We start from the raw sequence: 20,960 nt of genomic DNA, 5'->3' as shown, positions 1-20,960 counted from the left end.
CCTTGAAGTTAGCTGTCGACGTAAGTCGCAGGTTTATACTCTTCACGTTCTACTCGCGTAGATATTATATTTTTATCGCAGATTAATAAATCTACCCGCGTAGAATGACCAGATGAAAGAGTCAAAATTGCGAAAGCGATCACTTATAACAGGCAATTGTTACAGAAAATGGAGCACCGGTTTCGATGATCAGCAATGTTTAGCGATCAAGGACGATCAGCGGTGAGTCAGCGGATGGATTGTTTATAACTGTGATATCAGCACCGTAGAGTGCTTTTAAGGCGGTCTGTTTCAACACTTCCTGCGGTTTACCATTATCGACAACCCTGCCTTTATCCATCAGCACCACGCGATCGGCGTAGCGTGCGGCAAGATTGAGATCGTGCAGTACGCAGCAAACATTGAACTGCCGCTCGTTCACCAGCTGGCGCAATAAACGAAAAAGATGCTGCTGGTGGTGAATATCCAGTGCTGAGGTCGGCTCATCAAGAAATAACCACTTAGGTGAGGGGATGGCTTCCCACAGCTGGACCAGTAAACGCGCCAGCTGTACCCGCTGCTGTTCGCCGCCGGATAGCTGTCGGTAGTTGCGGGAGGCCAGATCCTGGCAATCACACAACGCCATGATCTGCGCAGTTTCGTCATGAGGATTACGTGTACGGTGAGGATGCCTGCCCATGCGGATCACTTCCTGTACGCTAAACGGAAAGGCCATGTGGCTGTTCTGACGCATCACCGCGCGGGTTTTTGCCAGCCCGGTGATTGACCATTCTTTCAGCGGTCTGCCCAGTAACGTGCAATGTCCGCTATGCGGCTGCAGATAGCCGGTTAACTGACGCAGTAGCGTGGATTTTCCTGCGCCATTCGGGCCCAAAATGGCCACGATTTCTCCACCCGGCAAGTCCAGCGAAACGTCATCCGTCAGACGTCTTCCCTGCAGGCTATAAACCAGATTTTCAGCACGGATCATGACGTCCTCCGACTGCGCAATATCAGCCACAGAAACCAGGGGCCGCCGATCAGACTGGTCAACAACCCAACAGGCATTTCGGCAGGCTGAACCAGCGTGCGGGCCAGGGTATCGGCAATCAGGAGTAAACAGGCTCCGGCCAGCGCGGAACAGGGGATAAGCCAGCGATGATCGGCCCCGGTGGTCATTCTGATGAGATGGGGGATCACCAGACCGATAAAGCCGATAACGCCGCTCACCGAAACGGCGGCTCCTGTCAGTAGTGAACTGAGTAACAGCAGCTGCTGGTGTTTACGTTTCACATTTACACCGAGGTAGTGGGCTTCTTCATCGCCAAGCTGCAGCAGATTCAACGTTCCGGCGAGACAGGTCGTTGCCGCAATACCCGGCAGTATAAATGAACTGGCGACCAGCAGCGTAGGCCACTGCGCCTGGCCAAGATATCCCATCATCCACAGGGTCAACTGACGAAGCTGCTGGTCATCGCCAATATAGCTCAGCACGCCAATGGCTGCGCCACACAGCGCGTTGATGGCGATTCCGACCAATAACAATTGCATCATGCCGCCATGACGGTGGCGTTGGCCGATCAGGAAAATGATGGTGCAGACCACCATGCTGCCCGCAACGGCAAAAATCATCTGCTCATACAGCACCAGAACAACCGGTAAGGAGAACGGGAGAACGATAGCCACCCCGACCATTAACGCAGAACCACTGCTAACGCCAAGTAGCCCAGGGTCGGCCATCGGATTGCGAAAAAGTCCCTGCATGATAGCGCCTGCCGTTGCCAGTGCGGCGCCAACCAGTACTGCCAGCAACACGCGCGGCAGACGAATGTTCAACCATATGCCCCGATACTCCTCATCAAAAAGGGCGCTGAAAGTGATATTCAACGCCCCCTGACTGGCACCGAATAGCATCAGAGCGATCAGCAGGAGTGAAAGACCTGTCAATATGCTGATGGAAGAGAGTGAATCCTTGAGCACGCAAAACTCCATTACGTCTTTGCGGCGCGGATATCCTGCGCCGCCAGGGGATTACGCCGGTTTAAGTTCAGGCTCAATCAGACTGTAGATCTGATTATTCAGGCCAGGCGCATTAGCCAGTTCATGAATATGTGCGCCAACGCCGCTTCCGCCCGCACCAAAGAGTAACCACGGTGTCATCAGGCATCTTTCTTAAGCGATGCAGCCAGCGCGTGGAAACGCTGAACCTGTTCACTCAGTAACTGACGATGTTCATCCCGACCCAGGAAAATTTTAAACATGGCGCTATCTGCTTTGTTAAAGAAGAGAACAGACGCGGTGTCCATCCCCATAAATTTACGTTCAATCAAGGCGATATGCGTGCAGTTCTCAGCCTTGATGTGTCCCGTCATCCCTTTTTTACCACGCAGGTTAAAGTAGCCGTGGCGGTGAAATCCGGAAGGTAGTTCGCCCGTAAACTCGAGGATAACATCAGCAGTATGGACCAGGGTGGTGACTTTGCCCCACTCGCTGACGGTCTCCCAAACGGTGTCAAACTTATCGCCCGAAACAACCGTCGGGGAGGGCAAGTTTTGTACTACTTCCAGTAGCGTGGTGTTGTATTGATCGGCGATAGCTTCCAGCGTACCGTCCGGCTCAGTCTTCAAAAAATCCTGTAAAGAGACGTGGCTCATCATTACTCCTGTTATGGTTTCTCTACCGCAATACGCGGTGCGTTAAGTTCCTGAATCAGTTCATCAAGAGACTGCAAAATATTGCTTGCCCAGAAGCGGCCTTCATTGGTCAGACGCAGACACGTTGAGGAATCACTGGTCAATCCCGCCTGATGCCACTGGGACAGTAACGGGGCTAATTTTTCGGCATGAGGTGTCAGTTCATCCAGGGAGATGCGCGCCGTTTCGACACCGGCCTGGAGGGTATGTCGCCACTGGAAGCCGGGTTCGGCGGTACGCATCATCATCATTAGCGGTTTTTTCCCGGCGGCGATGGCCTCATGCCAGGCTGTAAGGTTACGTTCAACCATCCAGGAGTAACCGTTCACCGAGCCACCCGCTCCAGAACCAAATGCCAGGCAGTCGGCTCCCTGTTTAATGAGAAGGTTGTACAGGTTGCGCTCGCGCGTTGTATGCGCCCAGTGGCTGTTGCTGATACAACGCCAGCCCGCAGCGTCCATGAAATCACAACCCTGAAGGTAGAGATCGCGACGTTCTGCCGGAGAAGGAACGGTAGTCCGTCCATTCTCTACGGCTTTGCCCAGTGGCGTATTGGGGAGCAGATTAAGGGCATAGAGGTCAACACCGTCGAGGCCAATATCACGGGCGATCGCCAGATCTTCTCCCCATAGTTTTGCATCTTGCCCCGGCAGACCGAAAAGCAGATCGCACACTACCGCCGCGCGGTCTCGTTTCACCAGTTCTTGCATAAAAGCCCTGGCCGTTGGGCCATCTGAAGTCCGGGCCATCTTCTTCCGAATTTTGCTGTTAAAAGATTGAATACCAATGGAGAAGCGGTTTGCGCCCGCATCCAGGCAAGCGTCAATTCGGTTATCGTCAAAGTTAAGAACCCGGCCTTCAATCGTGATCTCACAGTCCGGTGCCAGAGGGAGTTTGTCCTTTAGCACGGTGATGATCTTTGCCAGATCCTGTGCTGACAGCGCTGAAGGCGTACCGCCGCCAAAGTAAACCGCGTGAACAGGTGCTGACTGATGTAGAACGCTGTCCGCTTCCATTTCGATTTCGCGAATGAGGGCATCGGTGTAGCGGACGCAGCGATCCTCCTCAAAACGGTTTTGATAAAAACCGCAGAACGTACAATGAGTCGCGCAAAAGGGGATATGCAAATACACCAGTCTTTTGCGGGGAGGAACGCGCTGGCTGATGACATTTTGCCAGGTTTGCGACAGCTGCTCTTTTGCGACAGGGATTGCCCCACGCCACGGCATCGTGGCACGGCGATCTTTGAATGGCTGGTTTCCCTGCAGTGCGAAATGCGGGGTGAGATCCGGCGCGTTTTTTATATTCATACGTCTACATCAAATCCATCTGTCAGGGCCAAAATTGCTGGTGCAGAGACTCAACCGCGTCAGCGATGCGAGGCCCCATACCCAGGATCAGTGCTTGATCTACGATAATAATGCGTTGATTTTTCCAGGCGGCGGTGTGGGTGATTCCGGCAATAGCGCGTAGACGATTGAGATCGTCCTCCACCATCTGTGAGGTCACGACAATAACCTGCGGATTTGCTGCAATCAGCGATTCCGCGCTGTAGCTTTGGTATTGCTGATGAGTCGCCACATTCTCTGCACCGGCCAGGGTCAAAATGGCGTCGGCAACGCTGTCTTTACCGGCCACCTGCGGCGCGCTGCCGCCAGCAGAGAGAATAAATAGCGCTTTTACCGGCGCATTTTTCGACCTAACGCTGTGTTGAACACGTTCGAGCCGCTGGTGTATACGACTGACCAGCGCATCACCTTGTTCAGGGATCCGCAGCGTTTTTGCCAGTTGATGAATGTTGGTATACATCTGCTCAACCGTCGCAGGAACACGTGGCAAGGTCACGACGTTGACTTTTTGCCTGCGTAGCTGATCCAGAACGATTTGCGGCCCGGCATCCTGCCAGGTGATAAAGCTGTCCGGGCGCAGGGATAAAATGCCTTCGCTGTTCAGCTGCTTCCAGTAGCCAATATGTGCCAGCGTGGTCGTTTCTGGAGGATAAGAGGTGGTTTCATCCACCCCAACCACGCGGTTGCCAGCTCCCATAGCAAAAATAAGCTCGGTCAGTGAACCGCCTGCGACAACCAGCCTTTCAGCAGCCTGAGTGCTGAAGGTGCAGGCGAGAATCAGTAAGCCAGTGATGAGTTTCTTCATGTTCAGAAATTCCATGCAAAACCTACTGCTGCGTTGAAGCCTGCCGCAGGAATTGATTCATGTGTAGTCTGGTAACGTTTATTGGTCAGGTTGTTCAGCGCAAGGTTGACCTGATACTGATCCTGCGGGCCAAATTCGGTATTGAATGCCAGGTTAAGGGTCGCCCAACCCGGATAGTTAATTTCCTTGCTGCCCGTTTTATTTTTGGCGCTGGAGGCGGCGCGGACAAAGAGATCCGAGGTAACATTGGCGCTATGGAGCAACAGCGTATGTTTCAGACCGGCTCTTCCTGTCAGCGTAGGCTCGCCAGTGTCCCAGGTTTTGATGGTGTCGCCTTCGTACTGGCGGCGAATAAGGTTACCGCTCAAATAAGGAGAGATGGCCCAGCCGTTGTACTCTGCGGTGAGTTCCATCCCCCAGGTTTTAGCCTGGTCAATGTTGTCATAGTAATAATATCCGCCCCGGGAAGAGGTGCTTTTACCCTGGCAAATGGTTTGCCCGGCACAGGTCAGGCTGGCGATATAATCTTTGGCCTCGGAGTAGTAAATCGCGCCGTCAATCAACCACATATTGCCTTTATAACGGGCACCCAGCTCATAGTTGTTGGAGTGCTCCGCCTTCAGGTTCGGGTTGCCGTAGCTGACGCTGCCGCCCGCAGAGGTCTGCATAAATAGCTGGGTCAACGTCGGAAAGACGTATCCCTGAGCATAGGCGGCGCGCAGTTCAATATCTTTGAAACCGGCGTAGCGCAGGCTGGTGGAGGTGACTAATTCGTCATCATGCGCTGATTTTCTTCCGGATGACCGCCAGGCCGTACCGCTCAGGCTGTCGCTGCGGTTCAGTCTGGAAGAGAGCCAGTACTGGCGTGCGCCAACGGTCCACGTCCAGTCATCAGCGAAATGCCAGTCGTTTTGTACAAACAGGGAGGCATTACTCTGTTCAGCTTCAATATGTGACAGGGTACGGGTTAGGGTGTCAAAGAAGCCAGTAGCTGCTGTCTGACGTGTGCTGCTGTTGGTATCCTGCTTTACTTTATCGTGCTGGTACTGAGTTCCGATAACCAGCTCGTTATTCGCCGGAAGTGAGAAATTGCTCTGTAGCGTCACCCCCTGGGTATACTGTTTATCATTGGTATGGGTCTGATTGCTGATTGTCAGCGCCCGGATCATCGGGCTGGGGATAGCCTGAGTGGTTTTAACCCGGTTTTCAAATTTACGTTCAATGGTCTGGCTGTAAGCATCGAGGTGGATTTTTTTCAGGTAATCCCCTCCGGCATCATAGTCATAGAAAATGCCGACTTTTTCGCGCTCCAGTTTCGGAATCCGGACGCTGAATTCGTCATACTGGTTTTCCGCATCGCTGAGCCAGGTTTGCGTGGAAGTCTTGTAACGATCGAGTGACAGGCCCAGCTTATGGCGATCGAAGTTGTAACCCAGCCAGGCTCCCTGACCGTTATTGCGGAAGTGGGTGCCAGGTAACCTGCCATCCGGGGTGTCACGATCGCCCTGATCGGAGTAGCTGCCGTTGATGCGATAGTCAAAGTTGCCGATGCTGCCCCAGGCGGCGGCTGACTCCTCCCACCCGGCAGTGGCTGAGTTATAGACAGCTTTGATGCTGCCTCCGAGCGGTTTATCTCCGCCTTTTTTGGTAATGAAGTTCACCACGCCGCCAATTGCCTGCGAGCCGTAGAGAACCGAGTAGGGACCCTTTACGACCTCGATACGTTCCAGGGAAGACTCATCGATCAGCAAACCTGCGCCATAGTTCTGACCCGCGCGCTGATAGCTGACAACCTGGCCGTCAATCAAAATCAGCACGCGTGAAGCGGCTTCACCGCGAATACGAATTTGTTTACGGCCTGCCAGCGAGTTGTCGGTGACCTCAACGCCAGGAATATCTTGCAGATCGTCGGCAATGGAAACGCTGGTCGAGTTTTGTAAGGTCTGACGATCAATCACCTGAATTGTTGCCGGACTTTCCCGGAGACGACTTTCTGTCCGGTTAGCGGTAACGATTAACGTATCGTCATTGGAGGGTTTAGATTGTGCTGTGGTACTGGCTGCAGAAACAGCGCCCGAAACACATAATGTCAGGGCTGAAAGAAAAAATGGCCTGTTGTTGATCCGTGGCAGCATATGAGAATCCTTATGAGTATGTAAATGATGATCATTATCATTCGTATTTATATAGAGGCGATAGCCATAAATTCAATCTGAAAGATGTAGAAATAATGCATCTTTTGATCTACATCAATTCGTCATGGCGTTCAGGGCTATGTGTGAAAGAGATTGTGCATAACCCATGAAATGAGAAAGGGTTACTGGCGTTATGACGGCAGATATTCTGGATCGTGTGGCGTCAGGAGGAGGGGGTTATACCCGTCATATTTCACGTGGCAGGCGCGTTGGCTTTTGTTATTCGTCTCATCCATGAGATTCACCCTTACAGTCCGTCGCTGCGTCAACGCCTGCCTGCAACTCGAATTATTTAGGGTATATAATGAGATTCTGTAACAGCACAACCTGCGGAGGATCTGTGAATATCAGCTTCGTTGCGAAAAAAACTGGCCTAACCAGCAAAGCGATTCGCTTTTATGAGGAAAAGGGGTTGCTTACACCACCGCTGCGTGGGGAGAACGGCTACCGTACCTACAGCCAGCAGCACCTGAACGAGCTGACGCTGCTGCGTCAGGCACGCCAGGTCGGGTTTAATCTGGAGGAGTGCGGTGAGCTGGTCAATCTGTTTAACGATCCTGCACGACATAGTGCGGATGTGAAAAAGCGTACTCTGGAGAAGGTGGCGGAGATTGAGCGCCATATCAATGAATTGCAGTCGATGCGGGGACAACTCCTGGCCCTGGCGGATTCGTGTCCAGGCGATGACAGCGCCGAATGTCCGATTATCGATAATCTCTCCGGCTGCTGTCACCACAAAGCAAAAGCTTAGCGCTGCGGTTGTTTAAGCATAAACACCACCGTACCGCGATACCAGGGCGATTGCTCCAGCTGCGCTTCGGCCAGCCTGTCCCGCCGACCTTTTTGCACCAGCCCGAGTTTAAACGGAATGCGCAGCCGGGTGAGGGCGGGCAGATAATCCTGATAATTTGCCACCGTGCTGCGCCCCTGATAGCTCTGCACGACCAGTTCATCGACGGGAAGCGCATTAAGCGTCGCGACATCGCCGGTTTTTGCCCAGTCCAGTAAACCGGTCACCCCCAGCGCAAACTCTGGCGGTAGCTGTTGGCGTAGCTGTTGCAGAAACCGGGCATAGTCGGCCAGTTGATGGGTTGCCGCATCAAAATCGACCTGCAAACCTACCACCTTATTTCCCGCCGCCTGCCAGCGCTGCATCAGGCGCACGATCCGCACAGGTATCGCTTCCGGCACGTCGAGCGTGGTAAAGCGGACGGTGATCCAGATTGACGGAAATGTCAGCCGACTCACCGGCAGGCCGAGGCGCTGAAAAAACGCTTCGCCCTGGCGTGTCAGCACTTCGCCCTGATGCAGGTAGACCATTTGCGCGTTTTGCAACTCGTCGCCGGCCTTTACCCCAGACCACAGCCAGAACGCAGGGTGCTGGCGAGCATCAACGGTTCCCGCCGCTTGCGCTTGTCCGGTGAGTAGTACAATTACCAGTAATATTTGAGTTTTTTTGCCCACGGGCTTCCCGGATACTGCGTTTTCAACTGTGTGAACCAGCCTTTACGCTGCAGTTTGTCCACCTCTTCCCCACCACACTCGTTCATGCCGGACGGGGCATAGCACATGACCGCCCGATAGAGCGCATAGCTTTTATCTTCGGGCTCCGCTTGCGGCGACGTGATGATCTGCTGGTAGTAACTCTGGCGGTCATACTGGCCCCAGGGATGTTTGCGGTCGATGGCGGCCTCCAGCACACCGTTGCCTGTACCATCTTTCCACAAATCGACATGTGTCTGTGTGGCGCGGAAGAACTCGCCCAGGCAGTTGAGGGCGTGAGCGTCGTTGGCATTTTTACTCAACACGGTGACCGTCTCATCCAGGCTGCGGCAAACGTAACCCGCCTGTGCATTATCGCCGTTCCATTCAAAGATGCTCACATTGACATCGTCAAAGGCCTCGCTAATGACCGGTTGAGTGATGGCGCTGACAAGTGCTTTATCTCTCAGCCAGTCGGCAAAGCGGTTTTCTGTTAAATCCCGAACAAGCAGGGTATGCAGGGCGATAGTGCGCTCTTCATTACCAGGCCCCTGCGAGGCCTGCTGACGTAACAGCTCAGGGGAGGCCTGGGTTTTCAGCACCCGGGAGCGTAAACGCAGGTTAGTCACCGGGCTGTCCGGGGCGAAGATTGCCGCAATGTCGCCGCTGTAAACCAGCGTTGCCGCCAGTTTTGCCTGTATATACTGCTGCTGTTCGTGGTCCTGACTGAGCTTCAGGAGCTGTTGCCAGAAATGACGTGCAGCGGGCCACTGTTTTTGTCCCATCAGCGCTTCGCCGTACAGCACCTGTTCGCTGAAGGCGAGGATATCGTGAGCGGGGAGCGTTTGCGCTGGTGTAACCGCCTGGAGTACGGCGGCATCGTTGTCCGTCGCAAGCCACAGATTCAACTGTAGATTGCGCCACAGCGGCAGTTTTCCGTTCTTTTCAAAAACCGGTTTGCTGGCGTCGAGCCGGTCCTGGGTTAACGTTGGTTTGTTATCGCGATTTAAGCGAAGCGCGCGCAGTAGTTCGATATAGCTTACCAGCGGCGCGTCGGGGAAGGCGTCCAGCGTGGGTCCTTCCAGGAATTGCATACCGAGGGCATTATCGTATTCGCTTACCAGACTGCGCAGCTGCGGCGCATCAATGGTTTGCCGGAAAGCCTGCTCGTACAGTCCTGCCAACGGTGGCCACGCCTGTAGATACCAGTTGATACGGCGCAGCATCCCGCGCGCGGAGTCGGCATACAGCCCCTCCGGCCAGCGCTGCAGATACGTTTGCGCCTCTTTTTGCGCAAGTTGGGCCTCTTCACGATCTATCCGCGCGATATCAAAATCGCCGTACTGCCCGACGCTGTTCTGACTGCTTTTGTTCAACGCCGTGCGCATCAGCATATATTGCGCGGTTTCTGTCAGCCAGGGCTGCTTACTCTCCAGTAACAGCGTGAAATCCTGCGTTGCGGCATCGTAATCACCGCTATAGAAATGGGCGACCCCGGAAATATAGCTGCTAAACAAAATGGCGTTTGAGTCCGCGGGAAAGGCGCTCAGGGTTTCCGTCAGCGCTTTTATCCCGGTCCCATAAAACAGTTTCATGCGCGCCAGCGCCAGCGTGTGGCGCTGATCCGGAGTCAGTGAGGTATCGGCGAGCAGGGCGGCGTTAAACTGGCTGACGGCGTCGAGCGTGTAGCTGACAAACCGATTTTCCATTTCGTAATCAGATGTACCTGAGTGCTCAGCGGCATCGGATTGCGTAAATTGCGTCGGATCGAGGTTCAGGACGGCCATCTGCCGGGCGAGCGTATCATCTTCGCTTTGCGCCCGGGTAGCGGCGGCTGGCGGTGGTGATACCTCATCCCACTGCGGGTGATAAGCAAAATAAAACTCGCGGGAACGGGTGATGTCGGCAGGCATGGCCTGTACTGGCAGGGGGAAGGATTTTGCCTCGCTCAGCAGACGCAGCAGGTTGTCGCGCGAATCGTTGTCGGGCGTCAGCACCGGGTCGCCTTTAAGCAGACAGTAATTGTAAGCCCACTGGCAATTTTCCATATCGAAAGAGGCGAATACTTGAGGCGCCCCCGCCAGCAGGGTGCACAAGGTGAATGCAAGGGGTGTCTTCCTGACCATACTGTTTTCATTCCTGTTGATTGTTAAAGGATAACCACCCCCTGTGGGCGTGGTTATCCGCAGGCGTTGGCTCTGCCTTATCATCTTTGGATTTAAATCTTACAGGACGGGCAGAGGGCTCTTTTTAAGTTTTTAGCACGCCCCTCAGGGGCGAAATCAATGCCGCCTTCTGTAAAGGCGGCATTTTACTGTTTTTATCGGGTTACGGCTCTTATATAGAGGGTAATACCATCAACGGCAACCACTTCAACCTGGGTTCCAGCGCTCAGATCGTCGCTGGCGTTGACGGGCCACGCGCTGTCGCCAACACGCATGTGTCCACGCCCGTTAACCAGCGTGGTGTCCAGTACAAACCGACGGCCGATCAGCTGTTGTCCGCGCTGGTTCAGATGGCTGTCGGCAGGCTTTTGTTCCCTGACGCGTTTTGCCAGCCATTTCCACCACAGCCAGGCAGCCAGCAGGGTTAATACGGCGAACATCACGCCCTGCCACTCCCAGCCAAACGGCAACAACCAGACCACCAGGCCGGTTATGACCGCCGCCACGCCGCTCCACAGCAGGTAACCGTTACCTCCCAGCATCTCGGCTGCCAGTAGCAGACCACCGAGACTCAGCCAGAAAATATGCGGATGCTGAAGAATCATCTCGATCATAATTTTTTCCGTTCGCTGGCGCTGTCCTTAATCAGTTCGGAGATCCCGGCAATGGAGCCCATCAGGCTGCTGGCATCCAGCGGCATCAACACCACTTTGCTGTTGTTGGCCGAACCGATTTGCTGCAACGCTTCGGTATATTTCTGGGCGACGAAGTAGTTGACTGCCTGAATATCACCCGCGGCAATCGCTTCTGACACCATTTTGGTGGCCTGGGCTTCCGCTTCAGCGGAACGCTCGCGAGCTTCAGCCTGCAGGAACGCGGACTGACGTTCACCTTCCGCTTTCAGGATTTTCGACTGTTTTTCCCCTTCGGCTTTTACGATGTCAGCCTGTCGAATCCCTTCGGCTTCAAGGATATAGGCACGCTTGGTTCGCTCTGCTTTCATCTGGGCGTTCATGGCGTCAATGAGTTCAGCCGGTGGACGAACATCGCGAATTTCAATACGGGTTATTTTGATGCCCCACGGATTGGTGGCGTCATCGACGATATGCAGCAGGCGAGTATTGATGTTGTCACGCTGCGATAGCATTTCGTCGAGTTCCATTGATCCCAGAACGGTACGGATGTTGGTCATCGTCAGGTTAATGATCGCCAGCTCCAGGTTGCTGACTTCATACGCCGCCTTCGGCGCGTCAATTACCTGGATAAAGCAGACCGCATCGATCGACACGTTGGCGTTGTCTTTCGAGATCACTTCCTGCGATGGAATATCGAGTACCTGTTCCATCATATTGATCTTACGACCAATACGATCCATGAACGGTACAACCAGGCTGAGGCCGGGTTGCAGGGTGTTGGTGTAGCGCCCGAAGCGTTCTACGGTCCACTGGTACCCCTGGGGGACGATTTTAACGCCAGCGCCGACCACGACCAGTGCAACAAAAATCAGAATAGGGATAAAAATTAACATCGATAAAACTCCTGTAGAAATGTCCTTGTAAACAATAATCGACGATCGATTAATTAAATTATAACCGATTAATCAAAGGGAGTTCCTCTCTTATTCATTAGAGGGGTACACTATTTGCTGATAAAAGTAGGAAAATGGACGCACGATGAACGAAAGCCGCATTTTGCTTCAGCTTAAAAACGTAGGATACCAGGCTGGGGCGACGAAAATTCTCAATAACATCAGCTTTACCCTACGGGCAGGGGAATTTAAGTTGATCACGGGGCCTTCCGGCTGTGGCAAAAGTACGTTACTGAAGATTGTGGCGTCACTGATTAGCCCCTGCGAGGGAGAGATTCTTTTTGAGGGTGAGGATATCTCAACATTTAAGCCGGAAACCTGGCGCCAGCAGGTTTCCTACTGCGCCCAGACGCCAGCGCTGTTTGGCGAGACCGTCTACGATAACCTGATCTTTCCCTGGCAGATCCGCGGTAAGCGCCCCGAGCCTGAGTCATTTCTCAAAGACCTTGCCCGCTTTGAACTGCCAGAAGGGATCCTGGAGAAAAGTATCAATGCGCTCTCTGGTGGTGAAAAACAGCGAATCTCTTTAATCCGTAATTTACAGTTTTTGCCGAAGGTATTGCTGCTTGACGAAATTACCAGCGCGTTGGATGAAAGTAATAAGGATAATGTTAATGAGATTATTCATCACTATATTCACGATAAAAATATTGCCGTGCTGTGGGTAACCCACGACAAGGATGAAATTAATCATGCGGATAATGTCATAACGCTACAACCCCATGCCGGAGAGATGCAGGAAGCCCGCTATGAACGAGCATAATATGACTAACGAATCACTGGCATTAGCGATGATGCTGGTGGTAGTGGCTATTCTCATTAGCCATAAAGAGAAACTGGCGCTGGAAAAAGATATTCTGTGGAGCGTCTGCCGGGCGGTTATTCAACTTATTATTGTCGGTTATGTATTGAAATACATTTTCGGCGTTAACCACGCAATTCTTACCCTGTTGATGGTGCTGTTTATCTGTTTTAACGCCGCGTATAACGCGCAGAAGCGCAGCAAATATATCGACAAGGCGTTTTTCTCTTCGTTTATCGCCATTACCTCAGGGGCGGGTTTAACCCTGGCGGTGCTGGTGCTGTCGGGATCGATTGAGTTTACCCCCATGCAGGTGATCCCGATTTCCGGGATGATTGCGGGAAATGCAATGGTCGCGGTTGGGTTGTGTTACAACAATCTCGGCCAGCGTTTTAACAGCGAACAGCAGCAAATTCAGGAGAAACTCAGTCTGGGAGCAACGCCAAAAATGGCCTCCGCCGGGCTGATTCGCGACAGCATTCGCGCATCGCTGATTCCGACAATCGATTCGGCGAAAACGGTGGGGCTGGTGAGTTTACCGGGAATGATGTCCGGGCTGATTTTTGCCGGTATTGATCCGGTAAAAGCGATTAAGTATCAGATTATGGTCACTTTTATGCTGCTCTCAACGGCAAGCCTGTCGACCATCATTGCCTGCTATTTAACCTATCGGAAGTTCTATAATTCGCGCCACCAGCTGGTGGTGACGCATTTAAAGAAATCGTGATGTCATGCCGGGAGCGGCTGACGCCTTATCCTGTCCGGAAAGCCCGGTAAGCGAAATCGCTGCCGGGCAAAACAGATTAGTACAGCAGCGCGTAAAGCTGGCGGCGATACTTCGAGGCCAGCGCGTCGCCGGTACCCAGCGCGGCGAGAATTTCCTGGAAAGTTTTCCGCGCCTGGCCGTCAGCCGCACCGAGGTCTTTCTTCAGATGGCTGAACAGCAATTCCAGCGCTTCTTCGTTGCGACCAACCTGATGCAGCTGTAAAGAAAGCTGGGCGGCCAGCGCGGCATCCTGAGGATTGTCGGCGACCTGCTGTTGCAACTGTTGAATTTCCGGGGTATCCGCCGCCTGTTTCAGCAGTTCAATTTGTGCGACCAGCCCCTGATAGCGGGTGTCCTGATCCTGCAATGGAATGGTTTTTAATACCGCGTCGGCATCTTCAGAGCGGTTGAGCGCAATCTGGGTTTCTGCCAGCAACAGGCCAATTTCGCCATCCTGATTAGAGAGCTGCCAGGCGTCTTTGAGCAGCGGCAGAGCATCAGTATAGTTTCCTTCCTGCATGAACTGCATTGCCTGCTGGGCTTTTAGCTCCTCTTCACGCGGCAACACTTTGTCGAGCAGGGCGCGAATGGCCTCTTCCGGCTGCGGACCCTGGAAGCCGTCAACCGGCTGACCGTTCTGGAACAGGTATACCGTCGGGATGGCGCGAAGGCCAAACTGGGAAGCGATCATCTGTTCTGCATCGCAGTCCAGTTTCGCCAGAATAAACTGGCCGTTGTACTGTGCGGCAAGACTCTCCAGCACCGGCGTGAGTTGCAGGCAGTGCTGGCTGCGCTCAGACCAGAAGTAGAACAGGACCGGAGTGGTCACTGACTGTTCAAGCGTCTGCTGCAAATTGGATTCGTTAATGTTAACAATATTCTGTGTGGACATGGAGTGACTCTCTTTTGTCGATTTCTTTGTACATGGGGGCTGACGCGCGTGCTTCAACTCACCCCTGTAAAATTTTGTCCATTATGCGTCCCGGCAGCAGGCGCTTAAGCAGCATGACAGCCCAGGTTACCATCGTAACCGGATAACGCAGCTTCGGTGCGTCGCTCTCAAACGCATGGCGAACTTTCGCCACCACCGCCTCCGGACCCAGCGTAAAGCGGGCGGCGATGCCGGGGTTTTCGACCGGCTTATCGCTTTGCGTCTGACTGACGTTTTCTGTAAAGCGAGTGCGGACAGGGCCGGGTTCAATCAGGCTAACTTTTATGCCGCTGTGGCGCAGTTCCATACGTAGCGCATCTGACCAGGCTTCCAGTGCATATTTACTGGCGGCGTAGGCGCCACGTCCAGGGGTGGATATCAGCCCCATGACTGACGAGGTCATGACAATGCGTCCTTCTCCGTGCGGCAGCATGGCCGGCAGCAGGCGCAGGGTGAGCTGATGTGCCCCAAAGAAGTTGGCGGAAAACTGTTGTTCCATCTGCTCGCGGCTGATGGTGGACAGCGGGCCATAGACGCCGTACCCGGCGTTGTTAAAGATCCCATATAAACAATTGTCGGTCAGGGCGATCACTTCATCGGCGGCGCGATCCACGCTTTCCGGTGAATCCAGATCGATCAATACGCCAGTGAAGCCCATGCTGTTCATGCGGGCAACATCCTCGGGTTTACGGCAGCCCGCCAGAATTTGAAAACCCTGTCGTTTTAGTTCAAGGGCGCTTTCCAGGCCGATTCCGCTGGAACATCCTGTTATTAAGACCGATTTTTGCATAACTTTACCTGTCAGGATCTCCGTTGATTTAAGAGTCGTGGTTAACTATACCCGTCATACTTCAGGTTGCCTGTGCGTTGGCTTTGTTACCCGGTCCATCCCTGGGCCTCGTCCCTGCCAGCCGCCTTCCTGCAACTCGAATTATTCAGGATATAGAAAAGGGGTCAATCGCTTCGCCATCCAGTCGGCAATAAACGATTGAGCATCGCGATTCGGATGAATTCCGTCATCCTGCATCCATTGCGGTTTCAGATAGACCTCTTCCATAAAAAAGGGTAACAGAGGAATATCAAACTCTTTGGCAAGCTTTGGATAAATAGCGCTAAAGGTTTCATTATAACGGCGACCGTAGTTCGCGGGCAGACGAATTTGCATCAGCAGCGGCTGGGCATTGGCGGCTTGCACATCCTGTAGCACTTTGCGCAGCGTCTGCTCAACCTGCTGAGGTTGAAAACCGCGCAGGCCATCGTTGCCGCCCAGTTCGACCAGTACCCAGCGTGGCTGATGCTGTTCCAGCAGCGCAGGAAGACGCGCCAGCCCTTGTTGCGACGTGTCGCCGCTGATGCTGGCATTGACCACCTGTGTTTTGCTCTGCCACTTATCGTTGAGCAGCGCAGGCCAGGCGGCACTGGCGGACATACGATATCCGGCACTCAGGCTGTCACCCAGAATTAATAACGTGTCCGCCGCGGCGACGCGGAAGGTTAACAGAATCAGAAACAGGAAAGGCAAATGCCAGCGGAAAACATTGTTGAAGTTCATCATCTTAAGAAGTCCGTCGGTCAGGGTGAGCATGAGCTCTCCATCCTTACCGGAGTTGAACTGGTTGTCAAACGCGCCGAGACCATTGCGCTGATTGGTGAATCGGGTTCGGGAAAATCTACGCTGCTGGCTATCCTCGCTGGACTGGATGACGGCTCCAGCGGCGAGGTGAACCTGGTGGGGCAACCGCTACACAGCATGGATGAAGAGGCGCGCGCGCAGCTGCGGGCGCGGCACGTGGGTTTTGTCTTCCAGTCCTTTATGTTGATTCCAACGCTTAACGCGCTGGAAAACGTTGAACTCCCTGCGCTGTTGCGTGGAGAAAACGGCAGCCATAGTCGGGACGGCGCGAAAGCCCTGCTGGAACAGCTGGGGCTGGGGAAACGTCTTGATCACCTTCCGGCGCAGCTTTCCGGCGGCGAGCAGCAGCGCGTGGCGCTGGCTCGGGCCTTTAACGGACAGCCGGATGTGCTGTTTGCCGATGAGCCGACGGGCAATCTCGATCGGCAGACTGGCGATAAAATTGCTGATTTGCTGTTCTCCCTTAATCGCGAGCATGGCACCACGCTAATCCTGGTGACACATGACCCGCAGCTGGCCGCGCGCTGTGACAGGCGTTTGCGGCTGGTGAACGGGCTGTTGCAGGAGGAAGCATGATTGCTCGCTGGTTCTGGCGCGAATGGCGCTCACCTTCATTACTGATTGTCTGGCTGGCGCTAAGTCTGGCAGTGGCCTGCGTGCTGGCGTTGGGCAATATCAGCGATCGTATGGAAAAGGGGCTGAGTCAACAAAGCCGCGAATTTATGGCGGGAGACCGGGCGCTGCAAAGCTCACGCGAAGTGCCGAAAGCCTGGATTGAAGAAGCCCGCAAAAGGGGATTAAACGTGGGTGAACAGCTGACGTTTGCCACGATGACCTTTGCGGGGGATACGCCGCAGCTGGCAAACGTCAAAGCAGTGGATGCTGTTTATCCGATGTATGGTGAATTACAGACCAGTCCGCCGGGGCTAAAGCCTGTGCCGGGAAGCGTACTGCTGGCCCCGCGTCTGATGGCATTGCTTAATCTCAAAACAGGCGATTCCATCGACGTTGGCGACGCGACGCTGCATATTGCCGGAGAGGTGGTACAGGAGCCGGACTCTGGCTTTAACCCGTTCCAGATGGCGCCGCGTCTGATGATGAATATCGCGGATGTGGCGAAAACCGGTGCCGTACAGCCGGGCAGTCGCGTCACCTGGCGCTATAAGTTTGGCGGCACGCCGCAACAGCTGGAGGGTTATGAGAAATGGCTGCTACCGCAGCTGAAGCCGGAACATCGCTGGTACGGTCTGGAGCAGGATGAAGGGGCGCTGGGAAAATCCCTTGAGCGTTCACAACAATTTCTCCTGCTTTCGGCGCTGTTAACGCTGCTGCTGGCGGTGGCTGCCGTGGCGGTGGCGATGGGGCACTACTGCCGCAGTCGTTATGATCTGGTTGCTATTCTGAAGACGCTGGGTGCGGGCAGGGCGCAGCTGCGCAGGCTCATTGTTGGTCAGTGGCTGATGGTGCTGGCGCTCTCTGCGATTACCGGAGGCGCTATCGGGCTGCTGTTCGAGAAGGCGCTAATGGTACTGCTAAAGCCGGTACTGCCTGCCGCATTGCCTCCAGCCAGTCTTTGGCCATGGCTGTGGGCGCTGGGTACCATGACGGTTATCTCTCTGCTTGTCGGTCTGCGTCCTTATCGCCTGCTGCTGGCGACGCAGCCGCTGCGGGTGTTGCGTCGTGATGTGGTGGCGAACGTCTGGCCGATGAAGTTCTACCTGCCGGTGGTGATTGTCGTGGTCGTGGCGCTGCTGGCGGGGCTTATGGGCGGAAGTATGCTGCTGTGGGCGGTTCTGGCCGGTACGGTGGTGCTGGCGCTACTGTGCGGCGTGCTGGGCTGGATGTTGCTGAACGTATTGCGCAGCCTGACGCTCACGTCGCTGCCGCTTCGCCTGGCGGTGAGTCGTCTGCTGCGTCAGCCCTGGTCAACGTTGAGCCAGCTGTCTGCTTTTTCGCTCTCGTTTATGCTGCTGGCGCTATTGCTGGTGCTACGCGGCGATCTGCTCGATCGCTGGCAGCAACAGCTACCGCCGGAAAGTCCGAACTATTTTCTGATCAACATTGCCTCTGAACAGGTCACGCCGTTGAAAGCGTTCCTGTCGGAGCATCAGGTGATCCCGGAGGCATTTTATCCGATCGTGCGGGCGCGCCTGACGGCCATCAATGATAAACCCACTGGGGGTAATCAGGATGAAGCGTTGAATCGTGAGCTGAACCTGACCTGGCAGGATACGCGCCCGGGCCACAATCCGCTCACCGCCGGTAGCTGGCCGCCAAAGGCGGGGGAAGTCTCGATGGAAGAGGGGCTGGCGAAACGGCTGAACGTCAGGATCGGCGATCGCGTAACCTTCATGGGCGACACGCAGGACTTCAGTGCGCAGGTGACCAGCCTGCGCAAGGTGGACTGGGAAAGTCTGCGCCCGAACTTTTTCTTTATTTTCCCTTCCGGGGCACTGGATGGACAGCCGCAAAGCTGGTTGACCAGCTTCCGCTGGGAGAATGGCAACAGCATGTTAACCCAGCTCAATCGTGAGTTTCCGACCGTCAGCCTGCTGGATATCGGCGCGATCCTCAAACAGGTTGGGCAGGTGCTGGAGCAGGTTAGCCGTGCCCTGGAGGTGATGGTGGTGCTGGTAACCGCCTGCGGTATGCTGCTGTTGCTGGCGCAGGTCCAGGTCGGTATGCGTCAACGTCATCAGGAACTGGTGGTGTGGCGCACGCTGGGCGCGGGTAAAAAGTTGCTGCGTACGACCCTGTGGTGTGAATTCGCCATGCTGGGAATGGTGTCCGGACTGGTGGCGGCTATCGGTGCGGAGACGGCGCTGGCAGTGCTACAAACCAAAGTGTTCGATTTCCCCTGGGAGCCAGACTGGCGGCTGTGGATCACCCTGCCGTTTTGCGGTGCGCTGCTGCTTTCACTCTGCGGCGGATGGCTTGGTGCACGCCTGTTAAAAGCGAAAGCGTTATTCCGCCAGTTCAATAATTAATTCATTTCCGTGATGATTTCGCGCCAGTTTTTCTACTGGCGCGCACTTCTTTAGTCGCATTAATTGATAATCCCTTGATGTTTAACCGCACAAATCATTAAAAACCCAACAACACGACAGGATTAATAAAAGTTAATATTTAGATGCTGAATAATTAGCAGGCTATCCCCGTCATACTTCATGTGCCCCGGCTACGCTTGTTCGTCTGCCAGTGTCATGAATTATTCAGGGAAAATCTATCAAGGAAAAATAATGACTATAAAAACAACAGCGCTGGCGGCATCGATCGGCGCAGCAGTGGCATTGACGTCTTTCGCATCTAATGCGGAAATCACTGTTCTGAAACAAGATCCCCAGGCCGGCGATCCGCTGAGCCGTCTTAACTTCACCGTCGGCGGGAGTATTCGTCCGCAGTTCCAGAATATGACTGGCGACGATGGTAAAAATGGTTATAAACGCAATGGCTTCGATGGCGGTACCCGTTTCCGCTTTGCGGCCGATTACTACCTGTTTGATGATATTAGCTGGGTCAGCTACTACGAGCTGGGCGTGAACTTCCCGGCGATGTTCAACTGGGATAATCACTATGCCGACGGAGCGAACGACACCACGCGCCGTATGCTCTACACCGGCCTGAAAAGTGCAACCTGGGGGACGCTGACCTTCGGTCAACAGAACAGCATTTATTATGATGTGGTGGGTGTGAAAACCGATATCTGGGACTACGATATGATCGGTCAGGCGCCAGGTAACGGTATTAATGGTGACTACGACGGTTCTTATCGTACCCGTAAGTCTCTGAAGTACAAGAAAACCGTGGGTGATGTCGATCTCTACGCTTCTTACTTGTTCAGCGATGACTACAATCCGAATAATGGACTGCGCTATAAACGTAAGGGCGGCGGTTCTCTGGGGGTGGATTATCGTATTACTGACGATCTGACCTGGGGTACGGCGTGGAACTATACCCGTGCGGAAATGCGTGGCGAAGGCAGCAAAACCTACGATCAGAACATCGTCGGTGCGGCGCTGAGCTGGAAACCCGATAACTGGACCTTCTCCATGGGCGGCGGCTGGTACCAGAACTTCATGACCACCAAAAAAGTGTCTGCGAACGACTACTTTGCGGGCGACGCGTGGGGTCTGGAATACTTTGCCGGTTATACCTTCCCAATCGGCCAATATGCGGTTAAATCCATCCAGCCATACTTTATGGGTGACCGTATTGAATACGTGAATGGTCGTGATTATCTGCGTACCGATAACGGTGTGGGTATCAGCTTCCAGCTGGATTACGGTTTCCGTGTTGATTACGAACACGTATTCACCTCCAGCACCGACAATCTGGGCGATATGAACCTGGTGCGTCTGCGTTACGACTTCTAAGAGCCTGATCGATTAAGGCTAATTTGCGTGCGGTTTTGAATTTGGCCAGTGTCCGCACAAAACGCGACAGCGCTTTGAACGCCGCTTGCGGCGGTGTGAACCGGAGGCGTAGCAAATCATCCTGCGCTCCGGTTTCTCTGCGTTGTCCATATTTAAACTGTCCGCGCCAATAGCGCCGGGTGTAACGGGCTATAAGTTA

19 protein-coding genes and 1 pseudogene are annotated in these 20,960 nt (G+C 54.1%); 6 read left to right on the top strand and 14 right to left on the bottom strand.

All coding sequences use genetic code 11. The annotated features are described in order from the left end of the window. Nucleotides 1-199 precede the first annotated feature (199 nt). The 7 genes and pseudogenes from C3432_RS10620 to C3432_RS10595 all read right to left on the bottom strand — a co-directional run bounded on the left by C3432_RS10620 (nucleotide 200) and on the right by C3432_RS10595 (nucleotide 6,961). Nucleotides 200-970: a heme ABC transporter ATP-binding protein gene (locus C3432_RS10620; protein ID WP_103776556.1), complete on the bottom strand. Its 771-nt coding sequence runs from the start codon at nucleotides 968-970 to the stop codon at nucleotides 200-202. Beyond that, entirely contained in the window at nucleotides 967-1,959 is a 993-nt protein-coding gene (locus C3432_RS10615) for a FecCD family ABC transporter permease (protein ID WP_103776957.1), read from the bottom strand. The genes C3432_RS10620 and C3432_RS10615 overlap by 4 nt, the downstream gene beginning before the upstream one ends. 51 nt (nucleotides 1,960-2,010) lie before the next feature. Next, nucleotides 2,011-2,100, bottom strand: a pseudogene (locus tag C3432_RS27945) (hypothetical protein); the annotation flags it as partial. 38 nt (nucleotides 2,101-2,138) lie between these two features. Beyond that, nucleotides 2,139-2,633 (bottom strand): heme utilization cystosolic carrier protein HutX, encoded by a 495-nt coding sequence (hutX, locus tag C3432_RS10610; protein WP_103776555.1) that lies wholly within the window; start codon nucleotides 2,631-2,633, stop codon nucleotides 2,139-2,141. 11 nt (nucleotides 2,634-2,644) lie between these two features. After that, entirely contained in the window at nucleotides 2,645-3,982 is a 1,338-nt protein-coding gene (gene hutW / locus C3432_RS10605) for a heme anaerobic degradation radical SAM methyltransferase ChuW/HutW (protein WP_103776554.1), read from the bottom strand. A 22-nt stretch (nucleotides 3,983-4,004) separates the two neighbouring features. Further along, the gene (locus tag C3432_RS10600; protein WP_103776956.1) at nucleotides 4,005-4,826 is read right to left on the bottom strand and encodes a heme/hemin ABC transporter substrate-binding protein; all 822 of its coding nucleotides are present in this window, start codon (nucleotides 4,824-4,826) and stop codon (nucleotides 4,005-4,007) included. A gap of 2 nt (nucleotides 4,827-4,828) precedes the next feature. Then, nucleotides 4,829-6,961 carry a TonB-dependent receptor gene (locus C3432_RS10595; RefSeq protein WP_103776553.1) on the bottom strand — a complete coding sequence of 711 codons (2,133 nt, stop codon included), beginning with the start codon at nucleotides 6,959-6,961 and terminating at the stop codon, nucleotides 4,829-4,831. A gap of 400 nt (nucleotides 6,962-7,361) precedes the next feature. Here C3432_RS10595 and cueR point away from each other — a divergent pair, with 400 nt between their 5' ends. Beyond that, nucleotides 7,362-7,772: a Cu(I)-responsive transcriptional regulator gene (gene cueR / locus C3432_RS10590; RefSeq protein WP_103776552.1), complete on the top strand. Its 411-nt coding sequence runs from the start codon at nucleotides 7,362-7,364 to the stop codon at nucleotides 7,770-7,772. Here the strand turns inward: cueR and C3432_RS10585 are convergent. From C3432_RS10585 to C3432_RS10570, 4 genes are all read right to left on the bottom strand, one after another. Continuing rightward, nucleotides 7,769-8,485 carry a DUF3142 domain-containing protein gene (locus C3432_RS10585; RefSeq protein ID WP_103776551.1) on the bottom strand — a complete coding sequence of 239 codons (717 nt, stop codon included), beginning with the start codon at nucleotides 8,483-8,485 and terminating at the stop codon, nucleotides 7,769-7,771. The genes cueR and C3432_RS10585 overlap by 4 nt on opposite strands. Further along, on the bottom strand, nucleotides 8,455-10,629 hold the full coding sequence (locus C3432_RS10580; RefSeq protein WP_103776550.1) for a hypothetical protein: 2,175 nt from the start codon (nucleotides 10,627-10,629) through the stop codon (nucleotides 8,455-8,457). Before C3432_RS10580 ends, C3432_RS10585 begins: the two co-directional genes overlap by 31 nt. A 194-nt stretch (nucleotides 10,630-10,823) precedes the next feature. Next, nucleotides 10,824-11,282, bottom strand: a complete 459-nt coding sequence (locus C3432_RS10575; RefSeq protein ID WP_103776549.1) for an NfeD family protein — start codon at nucleotides 11,280-11,282, stop codon at nucleotides 10,824-10,826. Beyond that, nucleotides 11,279-12,196: an SPFH domain-containing protein gene (locus C3432_RS10570; protein WP_103776548.1), complete on the bottom strand. Its 918-nt coding sequence runs from the start codon at nucleotides 12,194-12,196 to the stop codon at nucleotides 11,279-11,281. Before C3432_RS10570 ends, C3432_RS10575 begins: the two co-directional genes overlap by 4 nt. 145 nt (nucleotides 12,197-12,341) lie before the next feature. On the opposite strand from C3432_RS10570, the gene fetA reads away from it, so the two are divergent. Both fetA and fetB read left to right on the top strand, forming a co-directional pair. Then, the gene (gene fetA / locus C3432_RS10565) at nucleotides 12,342-13,019 is read left to right on the top strand and encodes an iron efflux ABC transporter ATP-binding subunit FetA (protein WP_103776547.1); all 678 of its coding nucleotides are present in this window, start codon (nucleotides 12,342-12,344) and stop codon (nucleotides 13,017-13,019) included. Further along, nucleotides 13,006-13,785 carry an iron efflux ABC transporter permease subunit FetB gene (gene fetB / locus C3432_RS10560; RefSeq protein WP_103776546.1) on the top strand — a complete coding sequence of 260 codons (780 nt, stop codon included), beginning with the start codon at nucleotides 13,006-13,008 and terminating at the stop codon, nucleotides 13,783-13,785. The genes fetA and fetB overlap by 14 nt, the downstream gene beginning before the upstream one ends. A gap of 76 nt (nucleotides 13,786-13,861) precedes the next feature. Here fetB and C3432_RS10555 read toward each other — a convergent pair whose 3' ends face one another. The 3 genes from C3432_RS10555 to tesA all read right to left on the bottom strand — a co-directional run bounded on the left by C3432_RS10555 (nucleotide 13,862) and on the right by tesA (nucleotide 16,307). Continuing rightward, nucleotides 13,862-14,716 carry a co-chaperone YbbN gene (locus C3432_RS10555; protein WP_103776545.1) on the bottom strand — a complete coding sequence of 285 codons (855 nt, stop codon included), beginning with the start codon at nucleotides 14,714-14,716 and terminating at the stop codon, nucleotides 13,862-13,864. Nucleotides 14,717-14,774: 58 nt separating this feature from the next. Continuing rightward, a complete protein-coding gene (locus C3432_RS10550) occupies nucleotides 14,775-15,545 on the bottom strand; it encodes an SDR family oxidoreductase (protein WP_103776544.1) in 771 nt (256 codons plus the stop codon). 141 nt (nucleotides 15,546-15,686) lie between these two features. Further along, nucleotides 15,687-16,307, bottom strand: coding sequence for a multifunctional acyl-CoA thioesterase I/protease I/lysophospholipase L1 (gene tesA, locus C3432_RS10545; RefSeq protein WP_103776955.1), 621 nt, complete (start codon nucleotides 16,305-16,307; stop codon nucleotides 15,687-15,689). Between tesA and ybbA the strand changes: the two genes are divergently transcribed. The 3 genes from ybbA (at nucleotide 16,278) to C3432_RS10530 (ending at nucleotide 20,761) form a co-directional block, all read left to right on the top strand. Continuing rightward, nucleotides 16,278-16,964, top strand: coding sequence for a putative ABC transporter ATP-binding protein YbbA (ybbA, locus tag C3432_RS10540; RefSeq protein WP_103776954.1), 687 nt, complete (start codon nucleotides 16,278-16,280; stop codon nucleotides 16,962-16,964). The two genes, tesA and ybbA, sit on opposite strands and share 30 nt — an antisense overlap. Next, entirely contained in the window at nucleotides 16,961-19,375 is a 2,415-nt protein-coding gene (gene ybbP, locus C3432_RS10535; RefSeq protein WP_103776543.1) for a putative ABC transporter permease subunit YbbP, read from the top strand. Before ybbA ends, ybbP begins: the two co-directional genes overlap by 4 nt. A 252-nt stretch (nucleotides 19,376-19,627) precedes the next feature. Further along, nucleotides 19,628-20,761: a porin gene (locus C3432_RS10530; RefSeq protein ID WP_103776542.1), complete on the top strand. Its 1,134-nt coding sequence runs from the start codon at nucleotides 19,628-19,630 to the stop codon at nucleotides 20,759-20,761. Nucleotides 20,762-20,960 lie beyond the last annotated feature (199 nt).

The sequence above is a fragment of the Citrobacter amalonaticus genome, assembly GCF_002918555.1.
GTDB classification, from domain to species: domain Bacteria; phylum Pseudomonadota; class Gammaproteobacteria; order Enterobacterales; family Enterobacteriaceae; genus Citrobacter_C; species Citrobacter_C amalonaticus_A.
The sequence above is the reverse complement of the archived record's forward strand: the minus strand, read 5'-3'. Positions and strand labels throughout refer to the sequence as shown.